18 protein-coding genes are annotated in these 18,723 nt (G+C 64.8%); 9 read left to right on the forward strand and 9 right to left on the reverse strand.

The features are described from left to right. Positions 1-60: 60 nt before the first annotated feature. Entirely contained in the window at positions 61-1,947 is a 1,887-nt protein-coding gene (locus tag ACEN42_RS05425) for a putative bifunctional diguanylate cyclase/phosphodiesterase (RefSeq protein WP_371880828.1), read from the reverse strand. A 460-nt stretch (positions 1,948-2,407) separates the two neighbouring features. Here ACEN42_RS05425 and ACEN42_RS05430 point away from each other — a divergent pair, with 460 nt between their 5' ends. From ACEN42_RS05430 to ACEN42_RS05440, 3 genes are read left to right on the forward strand one after another with little or no spacing between them, the layout of a single operon-like run. Next, entirely contained in the window at positions 2,408-3,706 is a 1,299-nt protein-coding gene (locus ACEN42_RS05430) for an EAL and HDOD domain-containing protein (RefSeq protein WP_371880829.1), read from the forward strand. 25 nt (positions 3,707-3,731) lie between these two features. Next, positions 3,732-4,295 (forward strand): peroxiredoxin, encoded by a 564-nt coding sequence (locus ACEN42_RS05435; protein ID WP_238293959.1) that lies wholly within the window; start codon positions 3,732-3,734, stop codon positions 4,293-4,295. A gap of 39 nt (positions 4,296-4,334) precedes the next feature. Beyond that, positions 4,335-4,817 carry a hypothetical protein gene (locus tag ACEN42_RS05440; protein ID WP_238215042.1) on the forward strand — a complete coding sequence of 161 codons (483 nt, stop codon included), beginning with the start codon at positions 4,335-4,337 and terminating at the stop codon, positions 4,815-4,817. A 625-nt stretch (positions 4,818-5,442) separates the two neighbouring features. Here the strand turns inward: ACEN42_RS05440 and cydB are convergent. Both cydB and ACEN42_RS05450 read right to left on the reverse strand, forming a co-directional pair. Beyond that, positions 5,443-6,447 (reverse strand): cytochrome d ubiquinol oxidase subunit II, encoded by a 1,005-nt coding sequence (gene cydB, locus ACEN42_RS05445; protein WP_187608786.1) that lies wholly within the window; start codon positions 6,445-6,447, stop codon positions 5,443-5,445. Between the two features lie 20 nt (positions 6,448-6,467). After that, entirely contained in the window at positions 6,468-7,925 is a 1,458-nt protein-coding gene (locus tag ACEN42_RS05450; protein ID WP_371880830.1) for a cytochrome ubiquinol oxidase subunit I, read from the reverse strand. 239 nt (positions 7,926-8,164) lie between these two features. Between ACEN42_RS05450 and sugE the strand changes: the two genes are divergently transcribed. From sugE to ACEN42_RS05480, 6 genes are all read left to right on the forward strand, one after another. Continuing rightward, positions 8,165-8,485 carry a quaternary ammonium compound efflux SMR transporter SugE gene (sugE, locus tag ACEN42_RS05455; protein ID WP_238215037.1) on the forward strand — a complete coding sequence of 107 codons (321 nt, stop codon included), beginning with the start codon at positions 8,165-8,167 and terminating at the stop codon, positions 8,483-8,485. A gap of 271 nt (positions 8,486-8,756) precedes the next feature. Beyond that, a complete protein-coding gene (locus tag ACEN42_RS05460) occupies positions 8,757-9,383 on the forward strand; it encodes a DUF4126 domain-containing protein (protein WP_187608788.1) in 627 nt (208 codons plus the stop codon). A gap of 98 nt (positions 9,384-9,481) precedes the next feature. Then, positions 9,482-11,971, forward strand: a complete 2,490-nt coding sequence (locus ACEN42_RS05465; RefSeq protein ID WP_371881069.1) for an ABC transporter permease — start codon at positions 9,482-9,484, stop codon at positions 11,969-11,971. A 17-nt stretch (positions 11,972-11,988) separates the two neighbouring features. After that, a complete protein-coding gene (locus ACEN42_RS05470; RefSeq protein ID WP_035509974.1) occupies positions 11,989-12,402 on the forward strand; it encodes a group II truncated hemoglobin in 414 nt (137 codons plus the stop codon). 95 nt (positions 12,403-12,497) lie between these two features. Beyond that, positions 12,498-13,229 carry an alanyl-tRNA editing protein gene (locus ACEN42_RS05475; RefSeq protein ID WP_238293954.1) on the forward strand — a complete coding sequence of 244 codons (732 nt, stop codon included), beginning with the start codon at positions 12,498-12,500 and terminating at the stop codon, positions 13,227-13,229. 2 nt (positions 13,230-13,231) lie between these two features. Then, positions 13,232-13,810: a DUF924 family protein gene (locus ACEN42_RS05480; RefSeq protein ID WP_371881070.1), complete on the forward strand. Its 579-nt coding sequence runs from the start codon at positions 13,232-13,234 to the stop codon at positions 13,808-13,810. Between the two features lie 16 nt (positions 13,811-13,826). Here ACEN42_RS05480 and ACEN42_RS05485 read toward each other — a convergent pair whose 3' ends face one another. The 6 genes from ACEN42_RS05485 to ACEN42_RS05510 all read right to left on the reverse strand — a co-directional run bounded on the left by ACEN42_RS05485 (position 13,827) and on the right by ACEN42_RS05510 (position 18,649). Next, positions 13,827-14,573, reverse strand: a complete 747-nt coding sequence (locus ACEN42_RS05485) for an SDR family oxidoreductase (RefSeq protein ID WP_371880831.1) — start codon at positions 14,571-14,573, stop codon at positions 13,827-13,829. A gap of 10 nt (positions 14,574-14,583) precedes the next feature. Continuing rightward, positions 14,584-15,168, reverse strand: coding sequence for a TIGR00730 family Rossman fold protein (locus ACEN42_RS05490; protein ID WP_238215029.1), 585 nt, complete (start codon positions 15,166-15,168; stop codon positions 14,584-14,586). Further along, positions 15,169-15,891: a TetR/AcrR family transcriptional regulator gene (locus tag ACEN42_RS05495; RefSeq protein WP_035509992.1), complete on the reverse strand. Its 723-nt coding sequence runs from the start codon at positions 15,889-15,891 to the stop codon at positions 15,169-15,171. It lies immediately after the preceding gene. A gap of 144 nt (positions 15,892-16,035) precedes the next feature. Continuing rightward, a complete protein-coding gene (locus tag ACEN42_RS05500; protein ID WP_371880832.1) occupies positions 16,036-16,590 on the reverse strand; it encodes a diacylglycerol kinase in 555 nt (184 codons plus the stop codon). Further along, positions 16,587-17,618, reverse strand: coding sequence for a glycosyltransferase family 4 protein (locus tag ACEN42_RS05505; protein WP_371880833.1), 1,032 nt, complete (start codon positions 17,616-17,618; stop codon positions 16,587-16,589). The genes ACEN42_RS05500 and ACEN42_RS05505 overlap by 4 nt, the downstream gene beginning before the upstream one ends. A gap of 47 nt (positions 17,619-17,665) precedes the next feature. Further along, positions 17,666-18,649, reverse strand: coding sequence for a UDP-2,3-diacylglucosamine diphosphatase (locus tag ACEN42_RS05510; protein WP_374191184.1), 984 nt, complete (start codon positions 18,647-18,649; stop codon positions 17,666-17,668). Positions 18,650-18,723 lie beyond the last annotated feature (74 nt).

The raw sequence follows: 18,723 nt of genomic DNA on the forward strand, positions 1-18,723 counted from the left end.
TACACGTTATTAGGGAGTTACGGCGCGTCCTTCGATCAGAACGCGAACATCGCCCGCTCGTCACGACTCGTGCAACACGAGCGAATTCGACTGGAACGAGCGCGCCAGCTCGTCCGACGGCAACGCGTGGCTGATGAGCCAGCCCTGAATATGATCGCAGCCGAGGTCCGCGAGCAAGTCGCGCTGCGCCTCCGTTTCGACCCCTTCGGCAACCAGTTCCAGCCCGAGCGACTGCGCGAGCCCGACGACCGCGCTCACGATCGCGCGGTTGTTGCGGGACGTAATCAGGTTCTCGACAAAGCTGCGGTCGATCTTGAGCTTCGAGAGCGGAAAACGTTGTAAATAGGCGAGGCTCGAATAGCCGGTGCCGAAATCGTCGACGGCGAAACGAATGCCGATCGACGTCAGCGCTTCCAGAAGGCGCGTCGCTTCTTCCGGATCGTGCATCAGGAGGCTCTCGGTGATCTCGAAGACGAGCCGGCGCGCGTCGATGCCGGTGAGCGCGAGCGCTTCCTTCACTGCCGCGGTGAAGCGCTTGTCGCGGAACTGCTGCGGCGACACGTTCACCGACACGTAATCGAGCCGGATGCCGATTGCATCCCACTGCGTGATCTGCATGCACGCGGCCTTCAGCACCCAGTTGCCCAGATAGTTGATGAGGCCGATCGATTCCGCGAGCGGAATGAATGTCGACGGCGGCACGAGCCCGTGCACCGGATGATTCCAGCGCATCAGCGCCTCCACGCCGACCACCGCGCCGGTGCGGATCTTCGTGATCGGCTGGAAGTAGAGCGAGAACTCGCCGTTGCGCACGGCTTCGTACAGATCCGCTTCGAGCTTCAGGCGCTCGGCGTCGGCGGGGTTGTCGTCGATCGTGTGGAAGACGAGCGCGTTGCCGCCCGATTCCTTCGCCTGCGCGAGCGCGTTATCGGCCATGCGCAAGAGACTCGTCTGCGCGCCGTTCTTCGCGCTCTTGCCGCTCTGATCCGGATACAGCGCGACGCCCACGCTCGCCGACAAATGCGTGTGCTGCCCGCGATGCCGATACGGCTGCGCGATCGCGGTGAGCAGGCGTCGGCCGAGACTTTCGGCGAGTTCCGCCGTGGTGCCCGCCGGCAGGAGCACGGCGAATTCGTCGCCGGCCACGCGGGCAACGCGTTCACCATGCCCGGCCGTGTGCTGGATGCGCCGCGCGGTCTCGCGCAGGAGTTCGTCGCCGGCGTCGTAGCCGAGCGCGCGGTTGATGCGCTGATAATCGTCGATGTCGAGCAGCACGAGCCCGGCGTGCGTGCGCATCAGCTCGGCTTCGTCCTGCGCCGCGCTGATGGCCGTCTTGAGCGCGACGAGGTTGTCGAGGCCCGTGAGCGCGTCGTGGTTGAGCGTGTGCGTGAGCGACGCCTCGCGTTCTTGCCAGTGCGTCACGTCGAACGCGGCGAGCGCGAAGCCGGGCGTGCCGCGCGCGGCCGTCGATACGAGCCGCAGCTCGACGCAGATCGGATAGGTGAGCGACTTCACGACGGTCAGCGTCGCCGATTCGAGCTTGCCGCTCGCGCGCGCCCGTGCGACGAGCGCGTGCAGCTCGTCGGCCTCTTCGGACGCGACGAGATCGTGCAGCGTCAGCATGAGCAGATAGTCACGGTGATAGCCGATGAACTCGATGCTCGCATCCGATACATACTGAAAGCGCAGCGCGTCGTCGAGCTGCGCGAGGAAATCGACCGCGCCGAGCATGGCTTCGCTCGCGCCGGCCAAGGCGGGCGCGACGGTTGCGGTTGATGCCGTGTTGTCGATGGCATCGCCGTGCAATGACGGCGGGCTCGCCTCGGGATGCGAGTCGGGCGCGCTGTCGTGCCGCTCGCGCGCGGCGCTTCCCCATGCGCGCGCGAGCACATCGAGCGCGATGCGCCACGGTGTGCGGCGGGAGACGTTGATCCGGTTCGCTTGCATGGTCTCGTAGGGTTCTGGCGGCTGCGCTCGCCCGCGTCGGGCGAACGGCGGCGCGCGAAACGCCGCGTCTCGCGGCTTCCGGCCGGGACGTGCCGCGACGCGCGCGCCACGCTCTATCAGGCGAGTTATCGGCCTTGCAGGGGATTTCTTTAACGGGCCACGCAGGTGCAACAATTCCGTTTCGGGATCAAGATTGTCCAGGGATTGTCGATATGAGGTTTCATATTATCTCGTCAGGCGAATTCGGGTACAGTGGCGCGTTTCCTGCAACAACGGTTTCCCGCGAGTTGCGATCGATGCCGGGTCTTCGGCGCGCTGTTGACCACCAGAATTCCGTTCGACTCGTTCGCCCCATGATCGAATCCACTATGCTGCCGGCCTGCGTCATGGCCCGAACCTCCGAGCCGGCCTTCATGCAGAGCTTCACAGCGCCGCGGCGCGTCCTTGAGCGGTCTTCGTCATGCCCGATTCATCCCTGAAGCGCACGGCGCCGGCGCGGCGCGGACAGAGCGTCTATGTCGGACGTCAGCCGATCCTCGACGGCGACGGCGTGCTCGTCGCTTACGAACTGCTCTTTCGCGACAGCCCCGACAATCGCGCGCGCGTTCACGACGACGTGCAGGCGACCGCGCATGTCGTCGCGCGCACTATCGGCGAGATCGGCGTGCCGGCCGTGCTCGGGCCGCATCCGGGCTACGTGAACATGAGCCGCGAGCTGCTTTTCGACGACATCGTCCACATCATGCAGCCCGAGCGCTTCGTGCTGGAGCTGCTGGAAAACATCACCTTCGACGACTCGCTCTTCAAGCGCTGCGCGCAACTGCGCAACGCGGGCTTTCGCTTCGCCCTCGACGACGTCGTGCGGCTCGACGATGCGCTGCTCGCCGCGCTGCCCTCGGTGGATATCGTCAAGGTCGATTTTCTGGCGGCGGATCATGAACATCTGCCGGAACTCGCGGCGGCGGTGAAACGGCGCGGCAAGCTGCTGGTGGCGGAAAAGGTCGAGACGCCCGACGATTTCACGCAGGCGAGGAAGCTCGGCTTCGACTTCTTCCAGGGCTATTTCTTCGCGCGGCCTCAGGTGCTCTCGGCACGTCGCGCCAGTCCCGCGCGCGGCTCGCTGCTGCGGCTCATGGCCGTGCTCGCCGGCGAGCCGGGCCTGCGCGAACTGGAAGCGGAGTTGAAGCGCAATCCGGACATCGTCGTGCAGTTGATGCGCCTCGCCAATTCGAGTGCGCAGACGCGCGGGCGGCGCGTGTCGTCGTTGCGCGAGGCGATCGCGGCGACCGGCACGCGCCAGCTGATGCGCTGGACGCAGTTGCTTTTGTACGCGGACGGCAGCGGCCTGCCGTGGCGCTCGGATCCGCTTCTGCAACTCGTCGGCACGCGTGCGCGCTTTCTGGAGCTCGCAGCCGAAACGCTGCGTCCCGCCGACGAAGCCTTCTCCGATGCCGCGTTCATGACGGGCATCTTCTCGCTCGTGCATGTCGTGCTCGACATGCAGCCGGCGGAAATTCTCGATAAGCTGCATCTGGCGGCGGAAATCCGCACCGCGATTCTGGCGGGCGACGGGCCGCTCGGCGCGCTGCTCGGCATTGCGCGGGCGGCGGAGCAGGGCGACGGTTCCGCCATCGACGCGAGCCGGCACGCGCAGCCATCGCTCGACGTGCTCACGCCCGCCGTGCTCGCGAAATTGCAGTTCGACGCGGCGGCGTGGTTCGCCGGACATCGCATGGATCAGGGCGCGGACGACGCGTAGAACGAGATCATCTAAAGGAGCGGGCATGAAGAGCAGGATTCTCAGCTTTACGGCGGGTAGCGCCCTGGTGATCGTGGCGGCGATGCATTCGCTCACGGCGGGCGCGACGCTCAAGCCCGGCGATGCCGCGCCCGACTTCACCGCGCAGGCATCGCTCGGCGGCAACGTCTACGACTACTCGCTCGCCGACGCGCTCAGGAAGGGCCCGGTCGTGCTGTACTTCTACCCGGCGGCATTCACGAAGGGCTGCACGATCGAGGCGCATGAATTCGCCGAAGCGGTCGATCAGTACAAGGCCGAGGGCGCGACGGTGATCGGCGTGTCGCATGACAACATCGATACGTTGAAGAAGTTCTCCGTGAGCGAATGCCGCAGCAAGTTCCCGGTCGCGGCGGACGCGGACTCGAAGATCATCCGCTCCTACGACGCCTCCATGCCGATGAAAAGCACGATGGCCAATCGCGTGTCCTACGTGATCGCGCCGGACGGCAAGGTCATCTACGAGTACACGAGCCTGTCGCCGGACCAGCATGTCGCGAACACGCTGCAGGCGCTGCGTGACTGGAACGCGAAGCACAAGGCGCAGTGATAGGTTTCGGTTTTAGCGGTTGAGCGCGCGGGAGACGCCATGCCCATCGTTGTCGGATTGATCGCCTTAGGGTTGCTGATTTACGGCGCGATATGGTCGTTCAACGCGCTTCATGCGCATTTCGGGCTGGGCGTGGCCGTTGCTGTGGCGATCGTCGTGTTGCTCGCGATCGCCGCGGGCGTGATGCGCTGGCTCGCGAGCCGCCGCGAGATCGCGCCGAACCTTCGCAAAGGCGAGAGCGGCGACTGGACGCACGAGCTCAGGACCGACTGGGGCGGCGTGCGGGTCGCGGCGGGCAAGCGTCTGTGCGATGTGCGCGTCGGTGACGAGCGCGGTAGTTATATCTTCGCGGACTTGCGCGGGGCGCGGATGCAGGAGCCGGGTGGTGGGAGCGGTGTTTGGCACGTCGTGCTCGATGTGCAGGATGCGAAGCACGGTGCGTGGAATCTGCCGATGCGTGATCGCGAAGAGGCGCGCAAGTGGGCGCGTATTTTGTCGCTTGCGACGCAGCAGAGGCTTTGATTCGCCGGATCCCGGTTTCTTATTGGTTTATTAGCACTGCCCCTGTGCGGGGCGGGGGTCACTTTCTTTGCTGCTGCAAAGAAAGTAACCAAAGAAAGCAGCTCGTTCAGGCCCGCGGTCACACGCAGTTTGGCCATGCTTGCCAGCCCGCGGTGGCACTCGCCTAAGTGTCGTCCTCACAGGCCCAATCGGGCTTGGCTCGCGCACGGTCTGCCACATCGCTCCGCTTGCGTTATTGGTTCAGCACCAAATGGCTCCGGCCCGCTTCGCGGCCGACGGGTCAATCGGGTTTGCGTGTGCTTCTTCTCCGATGGTTTCCTTTGCATACCCAACGGCAGCGCGTAGCGCTGTGCCGAAGCTATTTGGTGCTGAACCAGCACGCCAAAACATTTGGTGCGGCAGACCGTGCGCGAGCCAAGCCCGAATGGGCCTGTGAGGGTGACACTTAGGCGAGTGCCACTTCCGGCTGGCAAGCATGGCCAACGTGCGTGTGACCGCGGGCGGTGAGAAGCTGCTTTCTTTGGTTACTTTCTTTGCAGCAGCAAAGAAAGTGACTGCCGCCCCGCACAGGGGCAGAGCTAATAGACCAAAAAGAAACCGGGATCCGGCGAAAGCCCAAAGTCCCTCACGCGTGGTAACCCAAATCCCCCCGCACCTTCCCGCGAAACACCCAATACGACCAGATCACATAGATCATGAGCACAGGCAGCAAAAACATCGTGCCGATCAGCAGAAACTGATGCGATAACGGCGCGGCGGACGCATCCCAGAGCGTGACGGAAGGCGGCGCGATGAACGGCCACAAGCTGATCACGAGCCCCGTGAAAGCGAGAAAGAAGAGCCCGATCGAGCACAGGAACGGCATCACTTCGCGGCCCTTGGCAAGACTCGACCACAGCGTCCACGCGAGCAGCACGGTGAGCACCGGCACCGGCGCGAACACGAAGCTCTGAGGAAAGCCAAACCAGCGCGCCGCGATGCGCGCATCCTTGAGCGGAGTCCAGATGCTGATGAGCAGAATGAACACGATCACGCCGAAGAGCGCATAGCGCGCCATGTTGCGGCTCCAGTGCTGAAGCTCGCCTTCGGTCTTGAGGACGAGCCAGGTCGTGCCTTGCAGCGCATAACCAAAGATCAGCCCCACACCGACCAGCAGCGGAAACGGCGCGACCCAGTTCCAGCTCGTACCCACATAGACGCGCCCTTCGATCGGAAAGCCCTGAATGAACATGCCGAGCACGATGCCCTGCGAAAACGTCGCGACCAGCGAGCCGCAGCCAAACGCGCCGTCCCACAGCCACTTGCGCGCACCGATCACCTCGCGGAACTCGAACGCGACGCCGCGGAAAATCAGCCCGAGCAGCATGAAGAGAATCGGAAAATAAACCGCCGGCACGATGATCGCGAACGCAAGCGGAAACACCGCGAACAGCCCGCCGCCGCCGAGGACCAGCCAGGTCTCGTTGAAGTCCCAGACAGGCGCGACGGAGTTGATCATGAGGTTGCGCGATTCGGAATCGCGACGCAGCAGAAACATCATGCCGACGCCGAGATCGAAGCCGTCGAGCAGCACATACATGAATACCGCCAGCGCGAGAATGGCGGCCCACAGTGGCACGAGATCGAGCATCGCGTTCTCCGTTATCGACGTTAAATGCGCCCGCGGCCCGGCGGCACGATATCGTCGTCGCTGACGGGCCGCGCCGTGCCGCCCGCACTCGCCGATACCGCGGAGAGCGGACGCGCCGCACGTGTTTTCGCATCCAGTTCGTCCTTCTCGTGCGCATGCGCGACTTCCGCCGGCCCGACGCGCACGAGCCGCCGCAGCAGGAAGAATCCCGCGCCGAAGATGACGACGTAAGCCACCACGTAGAGCAGCCACGAGAGGCCGACATCGGCCGCGGTGAGCGATGGCGTCACCGAATCCTTCGTGCGCAAAATGCCGTACACGGTCCACGGCTGGCGGCCCGCCTCGGTCGTCGTCCAGCCGGCGATCACCGCGATGAAGCCGAGCGGCATCGCCCAGGTGGCCGCGCGCAGCCAGCGCGAGCTGGTCTCGATCCGGCCGCGCGCGAACTGCACGATGCCCCACAGCACCAGCGCGAACATCAGAAGCGCGACGCCCACCATGATGTGAAAGGCGAAGAACACGACGGCCACGGGCGGCCGGTCCTCGCGCGGAAAGTCCTTCAGCCCGCGCACGAAGCCGTTCGGATCGTGCGTCAGATACAGGCTGCCGAGCACCGGAATCGAGATCTCGAAGCGATTGCGTTCTTCTTCCTGATCCGGGATCGAAAAGAGATTGGCCGGGACGCGCGTGCCGGATTCCCACAGACCTTCCATCGCCGCGAGCTTGGCGGGCTGATGTTTGAGTGTGTTGAGGCCGTGTGCGTCGCCGATCACCATCTGGATCGGCACCATGATGATCAGAAAGATCAGCGACATCTTCACCATCACGCGGCTTTCCTCGAGCGCGCGTCCCTGGCGCAGATACATTGCGCCGATGCCGAGAATGACGAAGCCCGCCGTCACGAGAAACGCGCTCACCGTATGTCCGAGCCGGTACGGAAACGACGGAGTGAAGATCACGTCGAAGAAGCTCACCACTTCGAAGCGGCCATCGGGCAGCATGCGATGGCCCTGCGGCGTCTGCATCCAGCTATTGACCGCGAGTATCCAGAACGACGAGATCACCGTGCCGGCGGCGACGAAAATCGCGGACATCACATGTGCCCATTGCGGCACGAGCTTGCGCCCGAACAGCAGCACGCCGAGAAACGCCGATTCGAGGAAGAACGCCGTCAGCACTTCGTAGCCCATCAGCGGGCCGACGACGTTGGCGGTCGCGTCCGAAAAGCGGCTCCAGTTGGTGCCGAACTGAAACGGCATCACGATGCCCGACACCACACCCATGCCGAACGACACCGCGAAGATCTTCAGCCAGAACGCCGAGAGCCGCCGGTAGACGTCGCGTTTCGTGATCCACCAGTTGAATTCGAGCGTCGCGATGTAGCACGACAGGCCGACCGTGAACGCCGGCAGCAGAATATGAAACGCGACGACCCACGCGAACTGGAAGCGGGAGAGCAGGACGGAATCGACATCCATGAACGCTCCTTTGTTCAGGCTTTTGCAGCGGCTATGTCGAGGACGCGCGCAGCGCGCACGCGTTTTACTTAATACACGGTTTTCATGAACGCGGCCACGCACCGCACGACGAGATACCGCATACGCCGGGCCGCGAATGCACCAATTTGATACAATCTAGCTTTGGTCTTAGGCCATGTGGACGACCGCATGCGCCTCGTTTCATCGGGGACGGCCCCATTTTTCAAGGGAGTCGCCCGATGTCCTGGATTCTTCTCTTCATCGCCGGTCTGCTCGAAGTCGCGTGGGCCGCGGGTCTCAAATCGTCCGAAGGCTTTACCCGGCTCGGACCGTCGATCTTTACGCTCATCACCGCAATCGGCAGTTTCGTGCTGCTCGCCATGGCCATGCGCCAGTTGCCGCTCGGCACGGCCTACGCCGTCTGGACGGGCATCGGCGCGGTCGGCGCGTTCGTGTTCGGCATCGTGTACATGGGCGAGGCCTTGTCGGCGGCGCGTATCGTGAGCGCGATGCTCATCGTCGCGGGGCTGGTCGGACTCAAGCTCTCGTCGGGGCACTGAGCGCTCATCCGTTGCGCCCGCGCCACCCCGCAGTGCGCTGGCGCACCTGGAACGCCATTCGCTCGAACCGTTGCTGCACCGCGCTTATCGGCGTGGATATAATGGTCTGAGTCATCCGGTTTTCGTCCGATTCCTATGTCCTGCTTTTTCGTTGTATCTTCCTGGATGTAGGCGGCTTCTTTCGATATTTACCGGGCAGACCGCATTTTTCAGCCGGCTGATCGTCCCGTGGCGGCGAACGCCGGCAGCAGGCAGCACTAGGGAGGCGGCAATGCTTGAGTCACTTTCGCTCGCAGCGGGTCTGTCATGGGCGAGCGGGTTGCGCCTGTACCTCACCGTTTTCATCGCCGGCATGTTCCAGCGCATGGGGCTCGTTCATCTGCCGGATACGCTCGCGGTGCTCGGCTCGCCGTGGGTGATCGGCGTCGCGGCGGTGCTCGCGCTCGTCGAATTTCTCGCCGACAAGATTCCCGCCGTCGATTCCCTGTGGGACGCCGTCCACACGTTCATCCGCATTCCGGCGGGCGCCGTGCTCGCGGCCGGTTCGCTCGGCCACGCCGATCCCGCCATGCTCACGATCGCGGCGCTCGCGGGCGGCACGCTCGCCGGGGCATCGCATTTCGCGAAGGCGGGCACACGCGCGCTCATCAATCTGTCGCCGGAGCCCGTATCGAACTGGGCGGCATCGACGACCGAGGACGTCGGCGCGCTCGCGGGCATCACGCTCGCGCTCTTCGTGCCGTTCCTGTTTCTCGTGCTCCTGATCGCATTTCTGGTGCTCGCAGGCTGGGCGCTGCCGCGGCTCGCGCGAGGCGTACACGGCGGCGTGTCACGTATGGCCAAGCACATGTTGCCGAGCTCGGATCGCATGAACCGGCTGCGGAGCAAGCACGATTGAGCGCCGCATTCCCGAACGATCAGGCTGCACGCAAGGCAGGGCATTCGCATCCGGCCATCAAACTCGGCTTCACGCAGACGGTGCGCCAGGCATGGCGCATGACCGGGCGCGACTGGCGCGCGGGCGAGCTCACGATGCTCCTGCTCGCGCTGGTGCTCGCGGTGGCGGCGCTGTCGAGCGTCGGGTTTCTCGCGGATCGCATGCGTCAGGGGCTCGCTCGCGACGGGCGTCAGATGATCGCCGCCGATTTCGTCGTGCGCGCGGATCATCCCGTCGATCCGATGTTCGCGACAGAAGCGAAGTCGCTCGGACTTGAGACCGCCGGCACGACGATCTTCCCGAGCATGATCAGTTCGACGGCCGCGGAGCCGCTTTCCAGGCTCGCGGCGATCAAGGGCGTGACGCAAGGCTACCCGTTGCGCGGAGCGCTGCGCATCGCGCCCGGCACCGATGCCCCCGATGCCCCCGCGCACGGCATTCCCGCGCCCGGCACCGTCTGGGTCGATGCCGCCATGCTCGATGCGCTCAAGACCCGGGTCGGTGGCACAGTCAAGGTCGGCACGCGCACGTTCACGGTCGCGGGCGTCATCACCCGCGAGCTGGATCGCGGCTTCTCATTCGTCAACTTCTCGCCGCGCCTCATGATGCGCGCCGACGAGATTGCGGGCACGGGGCTCGTCGGCTATGGCAGTCGCGTGACGTATCGATTGCTCGTCGCCGGTTCAGACCCGCAAGTCGAGCGCTTCGCGAAGTTCGCGCGCGAGCAGGTCGATGGCGGCAAGCTGCGCGGCGTCGGCCTGGAATCGTTGTCCGACGGCCAGCCGCAGGTGCGCCAGACGATCGATCGCGCGAGCCACTTTCTCACGCTCGTCTCGCTTCTGACGGCGCTGCTCGCGGCGGTCGCGATCGCGATGGCGGCGCATCGTTTCGCGCGGCGGCATCTCGACGGTTGCGCCGCGATGCGCTGTCTCGGCGTCAGCCAGCGCACGCTGCGCGCGCTCTTTCTGAACGAGTTCCTCGCGATCGGCCTGATCGGCAGCGTGCTCGGCGTCGTGCTGGGTTTCGGCGGCCATCTCGTGCTGCTGAACTGGCTCGGTTCGCTCGTCGATGTCGAGTTGCCGCAGCCCAGCGTGTGGCCGGCGCTGCAAGGCATCGCGATGGGCCTCGTGCTTCTGCTCGGCTTCGCGCTGCCGCCGCTCCTGCCGATCACGCGGGTGCCGCCGGTGCATGTGATCCGCCGCGAGCTCGGCGATGCGCAACGCGTCGCCCATGCCGCGTATGGCGTCGGCGTACTGCTGTTCGCGGCGCTCCTGATCGTCGCGGCGGGCGAGCTGAAGCTGGGCGGCATCGTCGCGGGCGGTTTCGCGGCCGGTCTGCTCGTGTTCGGCGCGATCGCGCGCGCGGCGCTCTGGGCGGCGGCGCGCTTCGTACGCCGCGAGAAGAGCAGCGCGGGCGTCGGCTGGCGTTATGCGCTCGCGTCGCTGGAGCGGCGCAGCGGATCGAGCGCGCTGCAGATTACCGCGCTCGGCATCGGCTTGATGTGTCTGCTGCTCATCGGCATGACGCGCAACGATCTCATCAAGGGCTGGCGCGACGCGACGCCCCCCGACGCGCCGAACCAGTTTCTCATCGACATTCAGCCCGACCAGCGCCCGGGCGTGCTCGACTACCTGCACACGCACGGCCAGGCCGATGCCACGCTCTCGCCGATGGTCCGCGCGCGCCTCGTCGCGATCAACGGCAAGCCGGTGAATCCGGACAATTACGACAAGGCCGATGCGAAGCGCCTCGTCGATCGTGAATTCAACCTCTCTTACACGACCGATCTGCCCGGCGACAACCGCGTGACGCAAGGCGCGTGGTTCGGCAGGGACGGCAAGCCGCAGGTGTCGATCGAAGAGGGCATCGCGAAGACGATCCGCGTGAAGATGGGCGACACGCTGCGTTTCGACGTCGCCGGCCTGCCGGTCGAAGCGCCCGTGACGAGCGTGCGCAAGGTCGACTGGAACTCGTTCAAGGTCAATTTCTTCGTGCTGATGCCGCCCGATGCGCTCGCCGACCTTCCGGCAACCTTCATCACGAGCTTCCATCTGCCGGCGGAGGAACAGCGCGTGATCGACGGCCTCGTCGCGCGCTATCCGAACGTGACGGCCATCGACATCGCGCCGATTCTCGCGCAGATCCATCGCACGCTCGCGCAGGTGATCGGCGCGGTGCAGTTCCTGTTCATCTTCACGCTCGCTGCGGGCGTGCTCGTGCTGTACGCGGCGCTCGCCGGCACGCGCGACGAACGCGTGCGCGAGTCGGCGCTCCTGCGCGCGCTCGGCGCATCGCACAAGCAGGTGCGCTCGGTGCAGGTGGCCGAGTTCGTGGCCGTCGGCGCGCTTTCTGGGCTGATGGCCGCGATCGGCGCGCAGGCGATCGGCTATGTGCTCGCGGCGCGCGTGTTCGAGTTTCATATCGATTTCAATCCGTGGCTCGTGCCGACGGGCATCGTCGCGGGCGTCGCGTGCGCGGGGCTCGGCGGCTGGCTGAGCCTGCGGCGCGTGCTGGCGCGCCCGGCACTGCAATCCCTGCGCGATGCCTAGTTTTCTGAATCAAAGCAATGACCGACGTAAATCCTCAAGACGAAGTACAAAAGCCGACCGCTTTCGAGCTGATCGGCGGCGAGGAGCGCGTGCGCGCGCTCGTCGACCGTTTCTATGACCTGATGGATCTGGAGCCCGAATTCGCGGGCATTCGCGCGCTGCATCCGCCGACGCTCGACAATTCGCGCAACAAGACCTTCTGGTTCCTGTGCGGCTGGATGGGCGGGCCGGATCACTACATCGACCGCTTCGGGCATCCGCGTCTGCGGGCGCGGCATCTGCCGTTCGCGATTGCATCGGACGAGCGCGATCAGTGGCTGCGCTGCATGGCGTGGGCGATGGAGGACATCGGCGTCGACGAAACCTTGCGCGAGCGCCTGCTCACGTCGTTTTTCGACACCGCCGACTGGATGCGCAACCGTCCCGGTTGATTCGCGCCGTTTTGTATCGGTTCAGGCGTGGCGCGCGTGGTGCATCATCGAATGCGAATGGTTTCAACTTTCCCGCAAGACAAGGAATGGAAGACATGAGCACACGCGCACTCTTTCGCGAGGACGCCTATCTGACGCGTTGCGACGCGACCGTCACCGCCATCGACGAGCAGGGCATCCACCTCGATCAGACCGTGTTCTATCCGCTCGGCGGCGGTCAGGCCGGCGATGCGGGCACGCTGACGCTCGCGGACGGCACGGTCATCGCGATCGCCGAGACACGCAAGGCGAAGTTCGAAGGCGCGACACCCGATGACGCCGTGCATGTGCCCGCGCCGGGTCAGGAAGACGCGCTGGCAAAAATCGCGGTCGGCGGCAAGGTGAGCGCGGAGATTGACTGGGAGCAGCGTTATCGGCGGATGCGGCTGCATACGGCGAGCCATCTGATCTGCGCGGTGCTGCCGTTTCCGGTCGATGGCTGCAGCATCACGACCGATTACGCGCGCCTCGATCTGGCGACGGTCGAGCCGATCGAGCGCGAGGCCGTCGAAGCGAAGCTGAACGCGCTGATTGGCGGCGCGCACGGCGTGCATACCGAATGGATCACCGACGACGAGATGGCCGCGCGTCCCGAACTCGTGCGCACGATGAGCGTGAAGCCGCCGATGGGCCTCGGCCGCGTGCGTCTGCTGCGCATCGAGAACGTGGATCTGCAACCGTGCGGCGGGACGCACGTGCGCAATACCGGGGAGATCGGCGCGCTGCGCATCGCGAAGCTGGAGAAGAAGAGCGCGCGCACGCGGCGGCTCGTGCTGGAACTCGTGTGAGCGTGGACCCGAGTGCGCAGGCCGTGCTCGATCTCTGGTTCGGTGAGCCCGGCTCGCCGGATTTCGGCCAGGATCGCAAGCTCTGGTGGAAAAAGAAGCGCGCTTTCGATTCGATGCTCACCGAACGTTTCGGCGCGCTCGTCGAAGAGGCCCAGACGGGTGGTTTGCAGGAGTGGGAGCGCACACCAGGCGGCATGCTTGCGCTGATCGTTCTGCTCGATCAACTGTCGCGCAATTGCTATCGGAACACGCCGCGCGCGTTTGCGGGCGATCGCCGCGCGCTTGCGCTGGCGAGGACGCTGGTCGCGCGTGGCGACGATCTGCTCCTGCCGAGCGCGTATCACCGCGCGTTCGCCTATATGCCGTTCGAACACGACGAAACGCCCGAAAGCCAGCGCGAGTCGCTGCGGCTCTTCGGAAAACTAAAAGACGAGACGGGCGTTTCGAGCTTCCACGAATCGGCGATCGAGCATGCGGAGGTGATTGGACGCTTCGGACGCTTTCCGCATCGCAACCGGATTCTCGGGCGTGAGATGTCGGCCGATGAAGAAGCGTGGCTCGCGAGGCACGGCGGGTTTTGAATTCGCCGTCCGAGCCTCACCGTCCGCCCGTCACATCCAGAATCGCCCCCGTCACATACGACGACGCATCCGAAAGCAGCCACACGATCGATTCGCCAACTTCATCGGCCGTGCCGGCGCGCCCGATCGGCGTCTGCACGCCGAGCACATGCGCGCGGTCGGGCTTGCCGCCGCTCGCGTGAATGTCGGTATCGATGAGGCCGGGGCGGATCGCGTTCACGCGCACGCCCTCGCGCCCGAGTTCCTTCGACAAACCGATGGTCAGCGTGTCGATCGCGCCCTTGGACCCCGCGTAGTCGACATACTCGCCGGGACCGCCCAGCCGCGCCGCCGCCGACGACACGTTCACGAGCGATCCGCCGTTGCCGCCGCGCGAGCTCGACATCCGGCGCGCCGCCTCGCGCGCGACGAGATACGCGCCGAGCACGTTGATGTCGAAGATCCGCTTCATGCGCGCGATATCCATGTCCGCGAGCGCCGATCCGGGCGCGACGATGCCCGCGTTGTTCACGACGCCGTCGATCTTGCCGAAGGCTTTCTCGGTCGCATCGAACATCGCGATGATCGCGGCTTCGTCACTCACGTCGCCGTGGATGGCGATCGCTTTGCCGCCCGCCGCCTGCACGGCCGCGACAGTTTCATCGGCGGCGGCCGCGTTCGACGCATAGTTCACGCCGACAGACCAGCCGCGCGCGCCCGCGAGCACCGCAGCCGAACGGCCGATGCCGCGGCTCCCGCCCGTAATCAGGATGACTTTGGACATGCGCTGTTCCTCAGACGGCGTTACGTTTTTCGGACCACTTGTCGTTCGCAGGCGGAATGTAGCGCGCGAGCTTGTCGATCATTTCGGCGGGCTCGGCGGCGACCTGGATGATGTCCAGATACGGCGCGCGCATGAAACCTTCCTCGACGGTATGCCGCAGCATCGCGAGGAGCGGATCGAAGTAGCCGTTCACGTCGAGCAGGCCGACCGGCTTCTGGTGATAGCCGAGCTGCGCCCACGTGTAGACCTCGAAAAACTCCTCGAACGTGCCGACGCCGCCGGGCATCGCGACGAACGCATCGGAGAGATCGGCCATTTTTTTCTTGCGCTCGTGCATGTCGGGCACGACGTGCAGTTCGGTGAGATCGGTATGGCCGACTTCCTTCGCGAGCAGCAATTCGGGAATCACGCCGACCGCGCGCCCGCCCGCGGCGAGCACTTCATCGGCGATGAGACCCATCAGGCCGACGCGGCCGCCGCCGTACACGAGCGAAAGATCGTTCTGAACCAGCGCGCGGCCGAACGCCTTGGCCGCTTCCGCATAGACGGGGCGGGCTCCGTTCGAGGAGCCGCAATAAACACACACTGCCTTCATTTATCTGGAATCCTTTGTTTCGGTCTTTGCATCGTCGCGGGGCGGCAGGAAGTCCGCGTACTCGCGCTTCGGCAGCTTACCGGATACGAGGTCGTCGAATAACTGGCGCGAGCGTCCGCGCAGATACGGCGCCATGATCGAGATGATATGCAGGCTCGCCTGATGCAGCTCGGCGCGGATCGCTTCCTGATCGTTGTACTTGCGCGGATTCATCACGTACTGATACGAAAGCCAGTACGTGGCGATCACGCCGATGTTGGTTGCGATCACCTTGATCTCTTCGGGCGTCGCGACCATTTCCTGATCGGCGACGAGCGCCTCGCACAACTGGCTCGCGAAATGCACCTTGTGCGTGATGATCTGCTTGAAGTGCGTCTCGAGCGTGCGGTTGCGCGCGAGCAGGTCGTTCAGGTCGCGATACAGGAAGCGGTAGGCCCAGAGGAAATCCGCCATGTATTGCAGATACGACCACATCTCGTCGATCGTCGGGCGATGATCGTCAGGAAAGCGCAGACGCTTCTGAATCTGCTGCTCGAACTGCGCGAAGATGCTGTTGATGATGTCGTCTTTGTTGCGGAAATGGTAGTACAGGTTCCCTGGACTGATTTCCATCTCTTCGGCGATCGTCGTCGTGGTGACGTTCGGCTCGCCGATATCGTTGAACAACTTCAGCGACAGCTCGAGTATCCGTTCGCGGGTGCGGCGGGGTGGTTTGGCTTCCATGTCGTCCGACCTTGGGATCGGGCCGCGTCGGCTCGGGATGAGCGTTCGCGCGGCCGCTTCCGTTGCTATTTTTGAGAATATCGGACGATTATAAACCGGTCGTTCGGCCGCACGGATGCTGGCTTCGCGCGCGGGTGTTCTCTTTTATAAGATACGCCCGAGCCACGCGGATGCAAACGGCCATAGAATCAGGCCCCACGTGATGACGCAGACGCCGAGCGCCACCATCACCGCCGCACTGCCGAAATCCTTCGCCCGCTTCGACAGTTCGTGACGTTCGAGCGAAATGCGGTCGATCGCCGCCTCGACGCTCGAATTGAGCAATTCGACGATGAGCACGAGCAGCACCGACACGATCAGCGCCGCGCGCTCGACGGGCGAGACGGGCACGAAGAGGCTGCACGGCAACAGGATCGCGGCGAGCGTCAGTTCCTGGCGGAACGCGCTTTCCTCGCGGATCGCGACGCGAAAGCCGTAAAGCGAATTCTTCATCGCGTGCCACGCGCGCGTGAAGCCGCGATTGCCCTTATACGGATTGAAGGGCAGATCGTCGGGGCCGAGCGGCTCGGCCGGTGGAGCCGGCTTACCGTCGATGTCGTCGATGTCGTCGTCGAACGGATCGCGCGCGCGGGCCGCCGCGAAGGTCCCGGCCCGCGCGTTCGCTTCGGCCTTCTCCTGCGCCACGGCGCGTCGCGTCATGCGGCCGCCCGGTCCGAGCTGGCGTTGCGCGGCCCAAACTTCCGCAGATGCGATGCGAACTGCTCCGACGCCGCGCGCCACGAGAAGCGCTCGGCCCACGCACGCGCATCGGCGCGCTCGATCTTCAGTGCTTGCAGGCAGGCTTCGTGAAGATCGTCGTGGAGCGCGCCGGGGCCGTGTTCGCCGAGCACGTCGATCGGGCCCGTCACCGGATACGCCGCGACCGGCGTGCCGCAGGCCATCGCTTCGAGCAGCACCAGGCCGAAGGTATCGGTGCGGCTCGGAAACACGAATACGTCCGCCGCCGCGTAGACCTTCGCCAGTTCCGGCTGCGACAGCACTCCGAGATAGTTGACGTTCGTGTAGCGCGACTTGAGCTCCGCGAGCGCCGGGCCTTCGCCCGCGACCCACTTCGAACCGGGCAGATCGAGCTTCAGAAATGCCTCGACGTTCTTCTCGACCGCGACGCGTCCGACATACAGAAAGATCGGCCGCGCGGTGTTGAGCACCTTCGACTCCATCGGACGAAAAATATCGAGATCGACGCCGCGCGTCCATAGCACGACATTGGTGAAGCCGAAGCGCTCGAGATCGGCCTTGACGACGGGCGTCGGCGCCATCACCGCCTGCGAGTTCTTGTGGAACCAGTGCAGGAAGCGATATGTCAGCGTGACCGGAATGCCGAAGCGCGCGTTCACGTACTCAGGGAAGCGCGTGTGATAGGCGGTCGTGAACGGCAGCTTGTGACGCAGCGCATACGAGCGCGCGGCGAGCCCGAGCGGTCCTTCGGTGGCGATATGCAGCGCGTCCGGCGCGAACGCGTCGATGCGCTGGGCGACGCGCTGTCCCGGCAGGAGCGACAGGCGAATCTCGGGATAGGTCGGGCAGGGGATCGTTCTGAATTCGAGCGGCGTGAGCAACTCGACGCGATGACCGAGCGCGGTGAGTTCCTTCGTCGTTTGCGTGAGTGTGCGCACGACGCCGTTGACCTGCGGCTCCCATGCATCGGTAACGATCATGATTTTCATCGATTCGGCCCAGAGTTGGTGTTGCTTGTTATGGCTTGGTGCGATGGCTAGACGGTCGCGCGTGCGCGCGTCGTGCGCGCTTCCGGCGAGCGCATCACGGTCCAGTAGACGATCTTCAGTTCACCTTCGTAGGTCTCGACGAGCGCCGAGAGACTTTCGACCCAGTCGCCGTCGTTGCAGTACAGAACGCCGTCGATGTCGCGGATCTCCGCCTTGTGGATGTGCCCGCACACGACGCCGTCGCAGCCGCGGCGGCGCGCTTCGTCGGTCATCACGCGCTCGAACTGCGAGATGAAGTTCACCGCGTTCTTCACCTGATGCTTCAGGTACTGCGAGAGCGACCAGTAATTGAAGCCGAGCTTCGAGCGCACGCGATTGAACCAGCGGTTGAGCAGCAGGATCATCGTGTAGGCGGTGTCGCCGAGATAGGCGAGCCACTTCGCGTGCTGGATCACGCCGTCGAAGAGATCGCCGTGCACGATCCACAGGCGCTTGCCCGCGAGCGTCGTGTGGAACGCTTCGCCGCGCACGTGGATATCGCCGAACGCGAGATCGCAGAACTGCCGCGCGGCTTCATCGTGATTGCCGGGGATGAAGACGACCTGCGTGCCCTTGCGCGCCTTGCGCAGGATTTTCTGCACGACGTCGTTGTGCGCCTGCGGCCAGAACCAGCCTTTGCGCAACTGCCATCCGTCGATGATGTCGCCGACAAGATACAGATATTCCGACTCGTGATGCCGCAGGAAATCGAGGAGATATTGCGCCTGGCAGCCACCCGAACCGAGATGGATGTCCGAGAGCCAGATCGTGCGATACCGATGCGGCTCGTCGGCCGGATCGGGGAGTTCGTCGTGATGGACGGGCGCGGCGGCGCGCGAATCGGACAAGCCTGGCGCACCCGCCGAAGCGGACTCGGATGATTCGGTGGACTCCGATCGCAGTGCGAAGGGACCGGTACGCAGCTCGCTATTGTTGAAGCTGAACGGAGAGGGCGGGTCGATCGCCGGGTGAACTGACGAGTTGAAGGCCATTGGCTCGCGCATCGGGTTTCGGTATGCGCATTGCGCCATGCGGCTGTGACCGAGCCGTGACAGTCACGAGAAGT

Source organism: Caballeronia sp. S22, assembly GCF_964261745.1.
In the GTDB taxonomy this organism is placed as follows: domain Bacteria; phylum Pseudomonadota; class Gammaproteobacteria; order Burkholderiales; family Burkholderiaceae; genus Caballeronia; species Caballeronia jiangsuensis.